9 protein-coding genes are annotated in these 17304 nt (G+C 42.4%); 4 read left to right on the plus strand and 5 right to left on the minus strand.

Annotated elements, in window-relative coordinates:
* Positions 1-7: 7 nt before the first annotated feature.
* The 4 genes from HY960_13200 to HY960_13215 all read right to left on the minus strand — a co-directional run bounded on the left by HY960_13200 (position 8) and on the right by HY960_13215 (position 9232).
* Positions 8-1270, minus strand: coding sequence for a T9SS type A sorting domain-containing protein (locus tag HY960_13200; GenBank protein MBI5216702.1), 1263 nt, complete (start codon positions 1268-1270; stop codon positions 8-10).
* Between the two features lie 149 nt (positions 1271-1419).
* Positions 1420-3555 carry a T9SS type A sorting domain-containing protein gene (locus HY960_13205; GenBank protein MBI5216703.1) on the minus strand — a complete coding sequence of 712 codons (2136 nt, stop codon included), beginning with the start codon at positions 3553-3555 and terminating at the stop codon, positions 1420-1422.
* On the minus strand, positions 3552-6515 hold the full coding sequence (locus tag HY960_13210; protein ID MBI5216704.1) for a hypothetical protein: 2964 nt from the start codon (positions 6513-6515) through the stop codon (positions 3552-3554). Before HY960_13210 ends, HY960_13205 begins: the two co-directional genes overlap by 4 nt.
* Positions 6516-6709: 194 nt before the next feature.
* On the minus strand, positions 6710-9232 hold the full coding sequence (locus tag HY960_13215; protein MBI5216705.1) for a T9SS type A sorting domain-containing protein: 2523 nt from the start codon (positions 9230-9232) through the stop codon (positions 6710-6712).
* A 1895-nt stretch (positions 9233-11127) separates the two neighbouring features.
* Here HY960_13215 and HY960_13220 point away from each other — a divergent pair.
* A complete protein-coding gene (locus HY960_13220; protein MBI5216706.1) occupies positions 11128-11637 on the plus strand; it encodes a hypothetical protein in 510 nt (169 codons plus the stop codon).
* A gap of 118 nt (positions 11638-11755) precedes the next feature.
* On the opposite strand, the gene HY960_13225 is transcribed toward HY960_13220, so the two are convergent.
* Positions 11756-12382: a hypothetical protein gene (locus HY960_13225; GenBank protein ID MBI5216707.1), complete on the minus strand. Its 627-nt coding sequence runs from the start codon at positions 12380-12382 to the stop codon at positions 11756-11758.
* A 447-nt stretch (positions 12383-12829) separates the two neighbouring features.
* Here HY960_13225 and HY960_13230 point away from each other — a divergent pair, with 447 nt between their 5' ends.
* Genes HY960_13230 through HY960_13240 form a run of 3 tightly spaced genes read left to right on the plus strand, consistent with a single transcriptional unit; the run spans position 12830 to position 16946 of the window.
* Positions 12830-13975, plus strand: a complete 1146-nt coding sequence (locus HY960_13230) for a helix-turn-helix domain-containing protein (protein ID MBI5216708.1) — start codon at positions 12830-12832, stop codon at positions 13973-13975.
* Positions 13975-15111 carry a hypothetical protein gene (locus HY960_13235; protein MBI5216709.1) on the plus strand — a complete coding sequence of 379 codons (1137 nt, stop codon included), beginning with the start codon at positions 13975-13977 and terminating at the stop codon, positions 15109-15111. Before HY960_13230 ends, HY960_13235 begins: the two co-directional genes overlap by 1 nt.
* A complete protein-coding gene (locus HY960_13240) occupies positions 15111-16946 on the plus strand; it encodes a hypothetical protein (protein ID MBI5216710.1) in 1836 nt (611 codons plus the stop codon). The genes HY960_13235 and HY960_13240 overlap by 1 nt, the downstream gene beginning before the upstream one ends.
* Positions 16947-17304: the final 358 nt, after the last annotated feature.

The raw sequence follows: 17304 nt of genomic DNA on the forward strand, positions 1-17304 counted from the left end.
TGGTACCTTACTTCACCAACACTACCTTCCTCGTCTCAGTAAAATTATTCACCCGCAACGTAGCAAAGTACATTCCGCCGGCAAGCGATTGTGCATCCCATGTTACATGATAATTTCCGGGATGCATCGTTTCATTCACTAACTCAGCAACTTCCCTTCCGAAAACATCATACACCTTCAACATCACCAATCCGAAATTGGCAATCCGAAATTCGAAATTCGTGCTCGGGTTGAAGGGATTCGGATAATTCTGTTTGAGCGCAAACGTCGTCGGAATTCCGGGCATTTCTTTCACATCATTGAAATCAACCATGAAGAAAAAGAACGTATCGGAAGCGGCAACCGTTTCAATGCCATCCGATGCAAACACGCTCCATCCGTACGCCATCCATTGTTGGAATTGCGTCATTGCAACGGTCTTGAATGTGTCGGTCGTTGAAAACCGCAACGTATCAAAGTTCAAATTCACAATGACAACTTCGTAACCGACAATATCGCCTACATCAGAATCGTGAGCGCGACTCCAGGAGAAATGAACATTATCAGACGGATGATATTCAAGCGTATCAAACATCGTTGGTGTCAGAAGGTGGAATGCAGACGGTGCATGGTTCGTCGCAAGTACATACAGCGTGTATGTCATCTGATTCATACCGCGATAATAGCCGTCGTTTACTTCAACAGTAATTTGGTGCGAACCGACATCTGACGCTCCGGGAGTTCCATGAATGAAACCGGTTTCTTCATCAATAGAAAGCCACGATGGCGCACCGACAAGAGAAAATGTTACTGCATCGTTGTCCAAATCGTGTGCTACGATTTGACGTTGATACGGGAAATCTTCCAATGTCGTATCGCTGACAAATTCAGTGAAATACGGTCGGCGATTGATAGTGAGATTTACTTCTCGTGGTTCAGGCGGTTGTGGCGAAGGCGTTCCGATAAAGATTGCCGCTTCACCGCTCGTTCTTGCAATCAGCGTATCACAGTTGTACAAAATTCTGAATTGCACAACATCGCTGTCATTGAATCCATCCCAAGAGAATGCACTCACACCATACATTTGCGTTTCCGGACTGAACGATGCCGTACGACTCGAATCGCCGTCGTGAATAAGCAATTGAATGACCGGCGGTTCAGTTGAGCAGGGATTGGGAAATATTTCAGGGTGAATCGTCACGCTCCCCTGAAATATACATTGCGATGTTTGCGGAAAGACCTGAGTCATTGCAACCATCAACAAGAAAATAATTCCTAAGTATCTTTTCATAACTACATCCTTTTCTTGATAACAGTAAGGTTGTCTCAAACATATTGTAGTGTCCATTTCGCAAATGGACTGTGTTTTTCCAAACGTTCTCGTCCGATTACGAATCGGACTCTACAATTCGAGTTTCGAGACAACCTCACTTCATCACATTACTTCATCAATATCATTTTGTACGACTGAACGAAATTATCTTTTCCGTCATTCGCTGTCAGACGGTACGTGTAGATTCCGCTGGAGACCGACTGACCGGAATTGTTCGTTCCGTCCCATGTCACTTCAAAGAATCCAACATCCTGTTGGGCATCTACTAACGTGCGAACTTCCTGACCGAGCATATCATAAATTTTCAATGATACTGACGCAGCATTGGGAAGTTCATACTTGATGGATGTTACCGGGTTGAACGGATTCGGATAGTTTTGATGCAACACGAATTGTTGTGGAACGGTGTTCGCATCTCCGGCAGCGAGAACTTCGAGATTACCGCTCAACTCCGGCGTATCGCCGAACTTCGTCCACTTCACGCGCTGAGAAACAAGTTGGTTTCCGATATAGACTTTCACCAACTCATCTTTCGATGCGCCTTCGTCCTGTGCGGTCGAAGGATTATCGGCAAGAATCGGCAATGCGAAAATCCCGTCTGCAAGGAACTTCGCGGTTCCGCATACAACACCATCATTGTCAAGCGCTTTCACTTCGGTTCCCTTCGGAATTATTGTTCCATTCATCTGAACATTCTTCCCATAGGCGAACACTGCTTCAGGCATTCCGGAAGATGATAAAGTTTTCCGTTGCGTTGCGCTGGAACCTTCCTTCCGCTTCGCCGAGAAACCGATACTATCCTCGAAATCAGGATAGACGAAATAACTCGGATAGAAGACGTTCAGGAAATATCCTTTTCCTTCGTTCATGTATTCAAATCCACCGTTGGGATAGAAGTCAAAGTATTGATAGCCGTCGTCATTCACCCAATCGAGAGCAACATTTAGGTTTTCACCGAGCGATGAGAGTATCGACGAAACATGATGTGTTTGGTTTGGTAAATACGATACAAAATTATATCCCGGAAATAACGTAAGAGGAATCGAGGCACAGACCGGTTGACCCCAAACCTGCATACCTTCTACATCATCCCACATGTTAACAAAATATCCTTTTCGGAAATCTGTCGTCTGTAACGGATTATACTCGCCCAACGCCGGAATGTAGAAATCAAATCTCGGCTGGGTTGAACCATCGTTCACATAATCGAGTATGATTTTGACATTACGAGAATAGAGCGCGTTACCGAACACACCCATGATACTCTGGTCGTGCGGGAGAACATTCCAAGAAACGGCATTGTATCCTTCACGCAGAGAAATATTCACCGACTTGAAATCAACACCGATGATGTCATGCCATGTGTAACCGCCTTCGGGAGGGAACCCGGGCTGGAAGATTGTTGCACCACAAATTCGCTCGAACTGTAAATCGCAACCGTAACTTATGCCGAAGAGAATTGTGTCGCCTGCTTCAATTCCTGCCTGACCTTCCTGAATGGAAAGTGCGTAATTCATTCCTTCGAGAACGCTATCGGGCGAAAGTTGTATAAGCGATGCTTTGATGAGTTGATAACTTGTTGTCAGCGCGACGACGACTGCATGCCTGGGTGCTACCATGTTGTGCATCGTTGCCAAGCCTGCAAAGATTTGTTGACCGGCGCCCGTCGTCTCAAGTTCACCCTGACCGGCAAGGAATAATGTATCGGTAGTTTCCCCTGCCATAACGAACAATGATGCAAGATAATCTCCCGGATATGCCGGCGAGAAATCAATATCTACAGTAATAGATTCACCGGGATTAATAACCGAACTTCCGTTATTTACAACATTGAATGCACCATCTGTCGTTACAAAAGTGACTTCTACAGCAGATGCTGATTCATTGGTGAGTGTTAACGGCAGTGCGAGCGATTCACTCGGTCGGACTGTCGGGAACGTGATACATTTTCTATCGAAGGTAATTCCACCGATAGTTGAATGATTTCCGAAATCAATATACCAACGGTTACTGATACTGTCTGTCAACTCGATTTCATAACACCCGTCATCTTCATCCGGGAAGGTTTGCACCCAACCTTCTTGCGGCATTTCACACACCGTGTATTGACCTAAGGGAAGATTCGTAAAGTGGTACTCACCGTTTTCATCCGTTAACGCTCGTGCCGTCACCGGACCTTCAATAACAATTGCCCATTCAGGAATTCCCGGTTCATTTTCATCTCTACTTCCGTTTCCGTTCATGTCATTGAACTTCGTCCCGGAAATGAGCCGTACAACGGAGCGGCTGTCACTTCACAATAGACAGTCAAACCAAACAATGTGTACGTACTTGTCCCTGTATTGAAATGTGTTAACACATTTCCTGTTTCAATATCGAACTTGTAAATCTCCGAGGTTGCAAAATCGCCGCTCCAGAACGAACGACCATCGGGGTCAAGATTCAAAGCAAACCATTGATTCTGACCTTCGGCATCGTATGTCTGGACGACGTTTCCGAGATTATCCAAGCGATAAATATTTCCTGTTGCGGCGACTAACGCACCACCGCCCGGAAGTAATCGCAACGCATATGCCGGTCGTTCGGGAAGCGTTCCAAAATCAGGTAACTGCGTGTTCGTCCCGACATCATACCGTTTTACTAAATATCCTTCAGATGTGTAGAACATGGTTGCTTGGTCACCTCCAATGTCAATCCAGTCTGTTCCTCTATCTTCAATTTCAACCGTAAAATCTGCTATCGAATTTCCTGTTGCATCAAATTTTTTGATGATGGTAGAACCAGCCTGACCGACGTATGCATTTCCATACTTATCAAATAAGATGGATTCAGGATATCCATTATATCCGCTTCCGAATGTTCCAAGGTTCGTTCCATTCGTATCAAACTTACTCACAGAATTTGCCGAGAAGTTTGTAACGTAAAGATTTCCCGTAGAGTCGAATGCCATGCCTGTGGTGAAACCACCCAAACCGGTATTCAATACCTGAATCAATGTTCCATCCTGACTGAAACGATACACCAAACCATTGTTCACCGAGGCATACACATCACCGCACACAAACGGCGGCGGCGGTGGAATTTCATGATTTCCGAAATCAATATTTTCTACGTCAATTCCTGAATTGACTTGAATTTGCCAAGAACTTGTGGATGGATACGTTTGTTGCCAACCTTCCTGAGGTTCTTCAACAGCATAATAATAACCCGGATAAATATCCGTGAACGAATACTTTCCAAGTGAATCCGTTGTTGCTACCCAACCGCCTCCACCTGTCGTTTTGAAGTAGGGAATTCGTTCCGGCATTGTTTCTAATTTCTTCCCTTCAGCCAACGGACTCTTTTCCATCAACTTCATTGCAACATCAGAAGCATAAAGATGAATAACCCAATTGGCAAGTCCCGGTTCGCCTTCATCTTTGACTCCGTCATTATTCAAGTCATTAAACTTCATTCCCGAAATTGTTACCGGCGTAACCTGCATGTTGCCGAAGTTCATTTCTGTGTATGTTTCTCCCGGTTCATCAATATTAAAATAATAGTAATACGAGAATGGATATTTCTGTTGCCAACCGGGTTTCGTCTGTTCATAAATATAGTGGTAACCATTTGTCAAATTCGCGAATATATAATACCCAGTAGAATCTGTCACCGTTGAATCAAAACGATATCCGTTCAGGTCGTAATATTCATGGTAAATTACCCATCCCACGATTCCCGATTCGTCAATGTCCCACTCATAATTTCCGTTTGCATCTTCCCACTTATATCCCGAAATGGAACTTGGCGGAGGATAATTTCCAAAATATAATTTATCCACCACTGCGCCGCTATCAAGCGTAACGGAATATGAACTCTCCGGTGCTGTCTGTGTCCATTGCTCTCTGTTTATTTCAGAGATTGTATATGTTCCGGGGAGAAGATTTCGGAATGTGTAATTTCCGTACGGGTCAGTCTCGGTAGTCTCTGCATCGGCACCGCTTAAAACTATCTGCCAACCTTCGATTCCATGTTCTCCTTCATCCCATAGTCCGTTATTGTTAGCATCGAGAAACTTCGCGCCGGAAATTTTTCCTGTTCCGAATTCTGTGGGCGCGGAACCGGCAGGTAATGAAACGACAGCGACAACTAACGCGAGGCAATCATTATTCATACCTGTGTATAAATAGACATCATTCACACCGGGAACGAGTGACGTGGTAATATCAAACTCTTTAATATCCCACATACTACCATTTGTATTATTCGCACTCACGGTGTCGTACGGAACGCTTTTCCCTTCGAATATTTGGTCTGTATTCGTAATCGCAACCGTATTCAAATATAAATTGTCATCAACCCAAATTTGTCCATCGGAAACGTGCAGTATCATCGAAGCATTACCTGATGAATAGTTGATGCCGTTGAGCATGACATTCCAACCGTTCACATCATACGCGTTATCTTCATTTGAATCGTTCCCGTCAAACACAACATAATCGCGGTTGTTGGTGGAATCGCCATCATCATAAAAAACGATAAGAGAAACTCCATTGATATTTACATTACCACTTTCTTTCAAAAATCCGTTTAGCGAGTACGGTCCTGCATTTGCGCTGACAATATCGGTAACGTCGGCACGATACGCATGACTGTTCTCAAATCCCCAACAGTTATCATCGGAGAAACCGATATTATCACCGAAGATTGTTGTGCCGTTAAATTGAACTTCTGAATTCGCGTCCGGTACGGATGAATTGGTCGGACCATTCCAATAGAGAAATGCTTTCAAAACCGTCCCTGTATATGGCTGTGTTGAAATTGTTCCGACACCGGAATTGCGCATTCCACCATATCCACCGCTTGCCATATCAACGTTCCGCATGATGAGGAAGTTGGAAATATCGCTCATCGGTGAATGTTGTTCTCCGCCGCGGGAAGAAGTTTCCCTCGCACCGCCGACACGGCGACCGTCCCGTTCATTCACCACAGGTTTCTGCTGTTGTATTTGCGAACGGTGTTCTTGAATTTGTTTTTTAATTTCAGCAACTGAGACGTTTGCAGGCAATCCCGTACCGGCATGGTTACTCAGTGAGAAAATCACTTGAGAAGATTCTTGTTGTTCCTTTGAAACATGTTTGCCACCCGCGATTCCCACGGCAACAAGAAATGATAAACAAAGAACCGAAACGCTGATTATTCGAAATGTAGTAGAGAGCTTCATACGCACCCCATAATTATTAGTGAATAGATAGTTATTTTGTAAAATGTAATTGTAAAAAAACTTTGCCACGTTGTTAGTGGTTCATTGGAGCGATGGAGTTTCGGAGAGAAATTTCACCGCTCCAAAACTCCAACAATCCATTACTCCGTTTCAAGGTAATTGCCATTCTGAATGGTATTTACCTTAGTTGAGATTTACTTCATGAGCACCATCTTCTGAATGCTCTGGAATCTCGCTTTGCCGCTTGAAGCATCAAGCGGCTCTGCCGTTAATTGATAGAAATAGACACCGCTTGCAAGCGCCGAAGCATTGAACGAAATATCATACGCGCCTGCTTCCTGTTCCTGTTCTACGAGCGATGCAACTTCTTTCCCCAACACATCAAACACCCGCAAACTGACAGAACTATAAACGGGTAACTCATAACGAATGACGGTCGAAGGATTGAACGGGTTCGGATAGTTTTGATTCAATGCAAATTCCGCCGGGAGTACATTTTCACTGACGCGTAACCGAACGTTCGTTGTTGCACTTGAAATCGAAATGCTTCCGTTCCCTTTCATTGTTACGGAACGATTGTTCTGTCCGTCATCATCTGATGTTTCAATTGAATACCGAACATTTATATTCTCATCAATATTCCAGCAGAGCGTTACAGGATACGCGCTTGCTTCAATCTGTACCGGGAATGTTTCCGAAGAGACATTCGATGAGTGCAGTGCAATCATGCTGTTCGTTCCAAACCGCGCATCAAATGTTCCGCTTGGCGGAGGAGGCGGCATTTCGTATCGGTCCGTGTTGATTCCGTTTTCACGCTGACCAAAATACAGCGATTGTGAATGATTCGCCTTGTCCTTAATCACCAACTCATTCAGATTCTTCAACACATCAACATCGTTGTGATGCACAATATTCTTTGACGCCGTTGTGTAATTCAAAATCATCTCGCCTGCTTCATCGGTCTTCACCCAGTATGCTTTGCCCGGGTCAATTGTCGTTTTCACCTGATAGCCGCTATCGGGATTGTACCACGTGAACGAAGAAAGAATATCCACCGGAGGAACCGGGAATACCGCGCTCGTTGGAATTGATTGCGACACCGAACCAATCATATTCCACTTTGCGCGTACAGCAATCGTGTCATCGCCGCGATATGTTCCTTTTAAGAGATGAAACTTCGATGCATTGAACTTTACCCAATACCCTGTTCCGTTTTCCAGCGTGGTGTTACTTATATATCTCCCGTCGAACGAGAAAGCATTCGAGGAGTGAGTCGGGAAGACAGAGTCAATCAAGGCATTGGCAACCGTAACCGGTACCGACAACATATTCCATGATGGGCGGAGACTAAATGTTGTCAAATCGAATGACGTACCGTTTGCAAATGCTAATGACTGCAAATTTGTCCGCCCGGTCGAGCCAAGTTCCGTACCTGCGCCGGTTTGCTTATCAATTAAAATTAATCTGTTTGTCTGTGCTGAGTAACCGGTAATGCCATACAGATTTCCGTTTCCATCAAAAATAATATCCTGCGTTTGCTGATTGAAACCGGTTGTTCCGACTAATGTTTTTGTCCCGGATGGCATATTGATTTTATAAATCTGGTCGGGACCGGAAAACGCGCGGACTGAAGCCCACAGTTGTCCATCTACCGGATTGATGGCAAGACCGGCAATAACGATTCCAGTATTTGCAATCTCCGTCGCAATTCCGGTATAGAAATTTACACTATAAATTTTTCCATTGATTCTTCCAACATACAACGTTGAATCATTGATAAATTCCATTCCTTTCAATGTCGGAAGATTGATTGTAGAAATCGGGTGAGCATCACCGGCTTCGCTATTTACTCGTACAAGCAGATGTGTTGTGCCGACCGGTACCAAGCCAATCAATTCGTTCGTCGTCGGGTGAACACGTAAGCTGACAACTTGCTGGTAATCAGAATTACCAATTAACGTTGTCATTCCGTTGCTTTCATCAATTGTAAACAACCGTCCGCCATCCGAACTGCCGGAGGTTGTGTACATCGTTCCACTTGCCACCGGAATAATTCTGAATCCGACCCCGGATAATTCCACCTGCAACGGAGAACGCTCGGCATCATTGCTAACAATCTCCAAGGTTGTTGAGAGAACACCTGTATCCTGTGGTACAAACGCAATGTTTAAAGCGAAGGAATCACCGGAAGCAATTGAGTATGGATACGATGGTTCATTGAGCAATGTGTAGTGCGGGCTTGATAAAACAATATCCGAAAGTTCAACCGGGTCCACTCCGAAATTTCGTAACATGACTGTTTTCCCTGCACCTTGTGTACCGATTTCTCCTTCATCAAAATCTATTGTTGAAGGCGTTCCATAAATATATTTTCCTTCAACCGGCGATAATTTTATTTTACCTACCCACGTTGCCCAGTTGTTATTGCTCAGTGAATATTCACCATTCACCCAGATTGCCGTTGTATCAACAGGGTCTAATCCTGCGCCGCTGTAATCGCCCCAACGATTTCTTCCGCCGCCAACTAATTGGTAATGTCCTTCTCCGGCTTTCACCACCACACTTGGCGCCAGTCCGGGCGGGTCAGTATCTTTTCTTCCAGAAACATACATCCCGGGGTAATCAAACACACTCGAACGTGTGTAGGTAATCACGACACTTTTGTTCGCATCAACCATGAGCGAAGGATAATAATGCCAATAACTCGGCATCCCCATCGCAACATCTTCCAGGCTTGTTGATGTAAATGGATTCAACCGGACATAACGCAACGATGAATAGGAACTTCCCGAATCGTAGGCAATCGAGTGTGCCATCCATAAGGAACTGTCGCGATACACAGTCTTGTGCCTTATCGCACTGCCGCCTGCTTCTAATAATGTGCTCGACCCTCCGAGTTGGTTTGCATTTCCTGCCGAATAATATTCAACAACGGGAACATTCACAGCAGTTAAAGATGGAAATGTTGTCGGATTGGAAATTGTCCAGACAGTAAAAAATGTTCCCGGTGTATAAGGCGAAGTATTCACCATGAAATGAACATTCGGTTGACCAAACTGAATTGAAGGACGAAGTGAAGTGAGCGGAACACTTCTGTGGTCGGGCTCACGGAAATCCCAAAAGTCAAACCAACTAACACTTCCCGCAGTACCATTATAGAGTTGAGATTTTTCTATGATTCTTACTCTGCTGTATTTTAATGTCGGGTTAAATTCATTGGAAGTAATGTACACCGCATCAGCATCGAATCCGACTTGAGGATAATCGGGTAAGTTTCCTGTAGCCGAGTCGCCAAGTCCCGCAGGTAACGACCAGTTATACCACGTTCCGTTCGGGTCATCATCATCCGAAACAGAGAGAAGCAGGGAATATGGTTCTGCAAATCCACCGCCCGCCATCACCCAACGATTAGCAAAGTGGTCATAAAACACTTGCGGGTCGCTGAAGCCTACTGGATTTCTGACATTTGAAAACCATGAATCAAGTTCTATTTGGTGAAGCATCGTTCCGTTTTTATCAAAAATCCTGAATCGTGAGTTCACCATCGTAATAACATGGTTCGGACCAACGGCACAAATCGGGTCGGGAGGAATTGCACCGGAGGGAGTCATTCCCTGAAAATTATTTAACACAACAGGTTGAGAAACGGAATTCGTATTCATCGTTTCTCCTTTTTGAAGATTTGAACCGACTTTTCCTGTCGGACGAACTGTCCCTTTCTGCGCTTCAATTAAAGAAGGATAGACAGGATTCTTTATTATTTTTTGTTCTTCATTTTCATTCGGTTTGATGTTCATAAACAAACCCGTGTTTGTCGTCGCACCGCTTGCAACGGAACCCGTTTTAGGTCCTTGATATAATGGTTTCTGAAAATCCGGAAAAACTTCAAACACTAAATCACCACCTGTTGGTACTCCACCATTAGGTCCTCCACCTTTCCACTCTGCTACATGGACAATGTACGTAACGCCCGAGTCTAAAAAAACTGTCAACTCAGATTGACGAGGATTACCGGGAATAATATCGTCGTTACATTCTACCAAATTAAGACTGTTGCATATACCTGTAAAAAGACCTAACGCAACATCATAGGCGCCATCCGGACCCGCCGGTGTACTGTACCGCGTTGTAATCGTGAAAAATCTTGTAGTGTCTGGTGTAAACGTGAACCAGACTGTTTTTCCCCCGCCACCTTCAGCACACGGTAGATATGGGTCAAGAACATTTGATGTTGCCACTCGTGTATTCTGGCTGTAAATATATGGCAATGTATCAACAGCAAAGGCGCCAATACACTCATCGTTCGCAGGCGCCTGAGCAAAAAGAAATGTCGGCAGTACAAATACCATGACCGCCAGAAAAATAGAAACAGAAAATTTCATACGTTATCCTTTTTGAAAATTTTGGTTGATGATTCTTAAACTTCAATGTAATGAAACATGCAGTGAACTACGGTGTGAATAAACTACGTGTTTCATTGTAGTAGTTGAAAAACGGGCTTTTTAGCAGTCGAATTGTAACTAAACTCCATGATAAAAACAAGGAGTTTTTAGAAAAATATTCAAGTATGGGGTGTTATTTCAACATGTCGAATGAAAGTAGAACAACCTCTATGCAATCGAGATCGGGAACCCATGAAGCGAATACTGGAATCCGTAGAGCAGTTGAGGAAGTCCGCAACGCAATTACGGGAGTCCGTGACGCAAGTACGGGAGTCCGTGGCATGGCTACGGGAGTCCGTGGCGCGGCTACGGGAGTCCGTGGCACAGGTACGGGAGTCCGTGGCGCGGCTACGGGAGTCCGTGGCGCGGCTACGGGAGTCCGTGGCACAAACACGGGAGTCCGTGGCACAAGCACGGGAGTCCGTGGCACAAGTACGGGAGTCCGTGGCACAAGTACGGGAGTCCGTGGCACGGCTACGGGAGTCCGTGGCGCGGCTACGGGAGTCCGTGGCTCGGCTACGGGAGTCCGCGGCGGAGTTACGGACGTCCGGAATTCAATTACGGACGGAAAACAATCGAAATTAGAACGTTTTCACACAATGAAGGATAATAACCTTGCTGCCTCATACCCAAAAGATGCTGTGGGATTGCTTCATCCTGCTCTACGAGCCATTGGCTGAAGCGGGATGAAGCAATCCCTACCCCACAACGACTATTCGGCGACATGCTCCTGATATACAAAACAAAAAGTGGCAGGAGTTCGTCCTGCCACATGATTGAGGAGTTCGTATGCTGAGGTTAAATCAGCACTGTCACACGCACTTCGTCAGACCAGTTGCCTACGGGTTCGCCGTTCTTGAGATAGATTGCCCGATAGGTTCGAACTTCCGGAACTCCCGCAACAAGATTTGCATCTTTGTCATTGCAGGGAGAGCGGTCATCCTTATCGAAAAACGTAAACGTGGTTTCGTTGCCCCGTTTCCGTTCGAAGAGGATTGCGTCGAACAGTCCTTTCACCCACTCGAGCCCTACCATTGTTGCGAGCGCTATTGCCTGAAACTCAGGCTTCGCATTTGCAATAATTGAGGATTCATCCGGAGCGGAAGAACCGAAGACATTCAGGTCTTCTCCGATTGCCTGCGTGAAGTTCGGGTGGAGTTTGAGCGTTGCTACAAGATTCCGGATGAAGGTTTCCGCTTCTTCGAGTACTTGTATTTTCGCGGCGACAAGAGACCTGAGCGTGCTTTTCGCCGCTTCGACTTCTGCAAGTTTTTGCTTGATAGCATCGAAGTGCGTCTGCACCTGAGTCAATTGTCCGCCCGAAAGACCGAGTGTTGCCGCATGGTTGGTTAACTTCGTATTGAGGTTTTCCCACCATCGCATCACGTTCATATCTGCGCCCGGGTAAAAATCACGCGCTGCCATATTTTTTCACCTCCTTTCAAGGCTTGTTGATTGATGAATATAAATTGGGGATTGAAAATATCTGTCTGCCGGAGATGCCTTCCGAAAGAGAACTCATCTTTGCCGAAAACGTTGTTGATATTTTTTCCTTCTGAAAAATCACGGGAGTAATATACATCAGGAATGAAGGCGTGTCAATCAGGAAATTCCTGATGCTTGTATCAGGAATTTCCTGATAGTTTCCTGATACAAAATGTATATTTGTGGCAAGATGTTGGTCAAAGAACAGACTAATGATGTATTATATAAAGCGGAATTATCTGATTGATTAAACTGTCGGTTTATGATAGAAATCAAGTCATTTACAAATGGTAACTTGCTAGGTAAATAGAAAAGAATATTTGTATTCAATGAAAAAAACATCAATATTATCTGATACTAATTGATACTTTAAAAAAACGACTTAGAATGCCGAGACAAAAGAAAACAAAGAATGAAAGTGAAATATTGCTCACTATAAAAGAGGCTGCGGGATTACTTAAAGTTTCCGAGGTTTCCGTAAAGCGATATATTTCTAAAGAAATAATACCATCTGTAAAAATTGGTGGTGCAAGACGTATAGTCAAGAATGATGTTTGGGATAATTTTGTTGAAAAGAATCGTCAAGAACTCAAATTAAAATCGAATAAAGTTTCTGAAGCTGACCCCCCTTACACAGTAAAGCGGGAAATAGAGAAAGAATTAAAAAAAACTAAACTAGGTTTTAACAATCTCACACCGACAGAATGGGCTCTGCTCTCGAAAAACGTCATTGATGAAAAAGAGATTCTCAATCCAGTCTGGAATGATCTTTCTTCTCCAAGAAACAAATATCAATTAGAACATGGAGCTGTTTATCCGGTAAAACTTGCTGAACGACTAATAAAAATGTATTCAGCGGAAGGTGACACAGTGTTTGACCCTTTCCTTGGAATTGGTTCAACAATAATTGCGGCACATGGACTTAACAGGCATGGAGCAGGCATTGAACTCAATCCTAAATTTTCCAACATCGCACAGCAATGGTTAAATGATGTGCAGGGACTTTTTGCAAACGACAAACATTACAAAGTCATTAATGATGATTGTCGAAATATGCTAATGCATATCCGAAAAGATAAAATTCAACTTACAGTTACCTCGCCGCCGTATGCTGATTTTATTCAAAGATCATTAAAGGACAGAGCAACTGTTCATAAGACATCAATCATCACACACGAAAACAACAGCACGGTAAAACAATATAGCGACCATGAACATGACTTTGGTAATTTGCCTTACAAAGATTTTTTGAAAGGAATTAAACATATCTTGAAGGATAATTTGGAGGTCACAAAGCCGGGAGGTTATTCATGTTGGGTGGTGAAAGATTATAGAAACACGAAAAATAAGATTCCGTATGTACCTTTCCATTCTGACTTAGCAGCAGTTGGACAGGAAGTTGGATGGTTATATCAGGATTTAATTATTTGGGACCAAACTGGACAAAGAAGATTAGTGTTACTTGGATATCCAAGCGTATTTTATGTTAATCAAAATTGTTCATTTATTGTTGTATTTAGAAAACCGAAGTAATGGTAAAAACTAATAGAGAGATGGAGTTTGATTTTAACGGTGAGGATACGTCTTATCTCAATCACTCTCTACATCCGTATCCTGCAAAGTTTCCACCACAGCTACCAAAAAAAATTTTGGAAGATTATGCAGTCAAAGGACAAACTGTTCTTGATCCTTTTTGCGGTTCAGGAACTACCCTTGTTGAAGCAAGGATTTATGGATTGAATGCAGTGGGAGTTGATGTAAACGGGCTTTCTGTTTTACTTTCTCAGGTGAAAGCAACACCACTTTCAGAAAAGCAGTTTTCAATAATTGAAAACTTCATCATAGAAATTGAAGAAGATATTTTTCAATGGAAATTTTCTGGTAGGCCAAAGATTAAAGTAAAAGAAATTGAAGGACAAGACCATTGGTTTCAAAATAATGTTTCAGAAGAAATTACATTTCTATTGAATGAAATCAGCAAACAAAATGATGAGGGTGTACAAAATTTTCTAAAAATTGTTTTGTCCTCAATTATTGTAAGAGTCTCAAACCAAGATAGTGATACAAGATTTGCTGCAATAGAGAAAAACGTTTTGGACTGTTACACTCTTGAACAGTTTTGCAAGAAGGCAAAAGAATATAACACGCGAATGTCAGAGTTTTCAAAACTTATTTGCCACGAAACAGACTTAAGGATTTTTAATGCTGACAGTAGGAACTTAGATTTCATCTCGGATAATTCAATAGACATCATCATTACTTCGCCACCATACGCAAATACATATGACTATTATTTGTATCATAAATTCCGCAAACGCTGGCTTGACCTTGATGTGAAATTCGCCCAATACAATGAGATCGGTTCAAGACGAGAGTATTCAAGTTTGAAAGAAAAAAAAGAAAAGTGGAACGAAGATTTGATCAGATGTTTTGCTGAAATGCAGCGAGTATTAAAACCCAAACATTTTGCATTCATTGTAATTGGCGACAGCGTAATAAAAAAGGAATTGATAAAAATTGAGAAAGAAATTTCCGACTTTGCTCCAAGCATAGGTTTCAAGGTGAATGAAATATTATCTTCTGATTTATCCAGCCATTCAAAAATTTTCAATCCTTCCTATGCACAGAAAGGTAAGAAGGAACATTTAATCATTTTAGAAAAAGTATAATGCAAGAAATTCGTCTTTACTATGAATGTTTAGAACAGGGCAACGATTATTTGTTGCCAATGATTAGCGAGGTAGTTTCAAAGGAAACCTCAGTCAAACTTATCAAACGACCCAAGAAAGCAACTCAACTTTCCAATGGTGCTCTATCATCAATCTTATCGTTCACTACACCCGATGCCTTAATTACTGCAGTAAAAAATGATGTTGAATATCCATTAGCTTTAATTGAATTTACAGAAGCGGTAAAAACTGAAGACCACGAACTTCAGCGCACCTACGGTGCAGTTGCTGCGTATTTTTCAGAAATGTATTACATCAAAATTTCTGGACACAAGAAAAGTGAAAAAGAATTCGGTGGTGCTGAATATAATCCCTACTCAACTCCTAAAATATTGATTGATACTTTCAAATATGAAGGTTACATCATTGCTGACTGGGGAACAGACAAAAACAATAAATTCAATTTGCAACGACATACTGAGTTTCCTGCTTGTCCGCCTGTAATTCAAATTTTGAAAGATACAATTCAAGCAAGTATAAAAGTATTTGAACAATCGGAGAAAAATTGGTTCGTTAATTCTATAAAATCTTTAAAGGAAACAAAATCATACAAGATATTTCGCGAAGAGGTTGATGCTGCAACAGGAACAAATGAATTATTGCAAGAGTGGAAAGCGAGAGAAGATAGAAACGGAAACATGAACAAGTTGAGATACTTTGTTCGTAAGGACTGGGTTGCAGCAAAGATAAATCGTTTCAGTCATGCAATGGACCCTGACAGAGGAATTTTGACATTCATTTCATTTGTCTTTTCTCACACCCACAAAGTTTTTGGCATTTATGCATTGGTAAGACCGAGAGGGAATGAGATAATGAAAAAGGATTTGAATAGTTTGACTACGCTTCGGAGCAAACTAAAAGAAGCGATTGAAAAAGATAGTGGTGGAGTTCCATCTTGGTTTACAGCAGAATTAATAAAAGTTGCAAGAGAAGCGAAGGAACAAAACTCAACAATAAATTTTCAACCTGTTTGGGAGAAACATCAAGCAAAAATTTCTGAAAATAAAGTTGTGGCAACGATAGCTTATTTCCTTGACGGAATGTTTCTCAATCACAACGGAATTAAACTTGTGTGGGATAGACGAAAACTATTAGGAAACAGTAAAGGAGAAATTCTTTCACTCATGAAAAAATATTTTTCATCCACAACGTTTACAACTGCATCGCCGACAACTGCAGAGACAATTGAAGTTGATGAAGATGAAGTTACTTACGCAATTGTACACAGGGTTTTAATTCCAAACAAGTTCAGGATTGTTTCTATCTCTTATCCTGGCTCACAGGGTGGCGGAGCAATTCTTCCCGACCCCGATTTAGGAAAAGCACAACCCCGTGAATATCCCGACATCATTGCTTTACCACCGACAAAAAACGCTAAGATTGATGTTGTTCTAAGTGAAAGTAAAGGAATGTTCCAACAATCAGAAATTGAAAAAGACACAGCAAAGATCCTGCGTTACAAGAACGACAGGAAATTACAGGTAGCTTTGAAAGAAACTTTAGTTGTTGCACAGGTCATTGATAAAAACGATACGGTTAGAAATATTTTAATTGGTGTTGCCTTTGGTGTTAAATCAAACACTCCGACAACTTGGAAACCAGATGAGGTTGATTTTATATTTAGAATTACAAACCGCAATAAGTGGGCAATCGGAATTTTCAATCAAGCATTAAAAGAACTTATTCCGAAAATTGAAGGAACAACAGATTTTCCTGAAGTATATAAGATTGTAGGAAATCCCAAAAATAGAACACAAGAAGAATTTGAGTTTTAGTTATTAGCAAAGGAGTGGGTTCAAACTTCCGACCAAACAAGGATATCAAACTCTAACCTCCAATCAGTATTATGAAAAATCTCCTCACATCGCACCTCAAAAATCCAACAAACGCTCGGATAAATGTTTGATTGTGCATTAGTAAGAAATTCCCGACAAGGCTTTCAATAAATACTTGTCATTCAGCCAGAACATTGGTAATTTTTTAACCCGCAATTGAGATCAGTAATTTAATAACCTTGAGAAGGTTCAACTTCTCAATTGCTTCATACGTTTCTTTGTTCTGCACCTTATTACCACTAAAACCTTCGCAAAGTTAATGTCTGTCGCCTCAAACTGTCGTCGCAAACAATATTCA

The organism is Ignavibacteriota bacterium (assembly GCA_016212665.1).
In the GTDB taxonomy this organism is placed as follows: Bacteria; Bacteroidota; Ignavibacteria; order UBA10030; family SZUA-254; genus FW602-bin19.

Bases quoted from the DNA above. Each gene is read 5' to 3' on its own strand.
- HY960_13200 (MBI5216702.1), bottom strand. From the start codon at position 1,270: ATGAAAAGATACTTAGGAATTATTTTCTTGTTGATGGTTGCAATGACT.
- HY960_13205 (MBI5216703.1), bottom strand. From the start codon at position 3,555: ATGAACGGAAACGGAAGTAGAGATGAAAATGAACCGGGAATTCCTGAA.
- HY960_13210 (MBI5216704.1), bottom strand. From the start codon at position 6,515: ATGAAGCTCTCTACTACATTTCGAATAATCAGCGTTTCGGTTCTTTGT.
- HY960_13215 (MBI5216705.1), bottom strand. From the start codon at position 9,232: ATGGGGATGCCGAGTTATTGGCATTATTATCCTTCGCTCATGGTTGAT.
- HY960_13220 (MBI5216706.1), top strand. From the start codon at position 11,128: ATGCAATCGAGATCGGGAACCCATGAAGCGAATACTGGAATCCGTAGA.
- HY960_13225 (MBI5216707.1), bottom strand. From the start codon at position 12,382: ATGGCAGCGCGTGATTTTTACCCGGGCGCAGATATGAACGTGATGCGA.
- HY960_13230 (MBI5216708.1), top strand. From the start codon at position 12,830: ATGCCGAGACAAAAGAAAACAAAGAATGAAAGTGAAATATTGCTCACT.
- HY960_13235 (MBI5216709.1), top strand. From the start codon at position 13,975: ATGGTAAAAACTAATAGAGAGATGGAGTTTGATTTTAACGGTGAGGAT.
- HY960_13240 (MBI5216710.1), top strand. From the start codon at position 15,111: ATGCAAGAAATTCGTCTTTACTATGAATGTTTAGAACAGGGCAACGAT.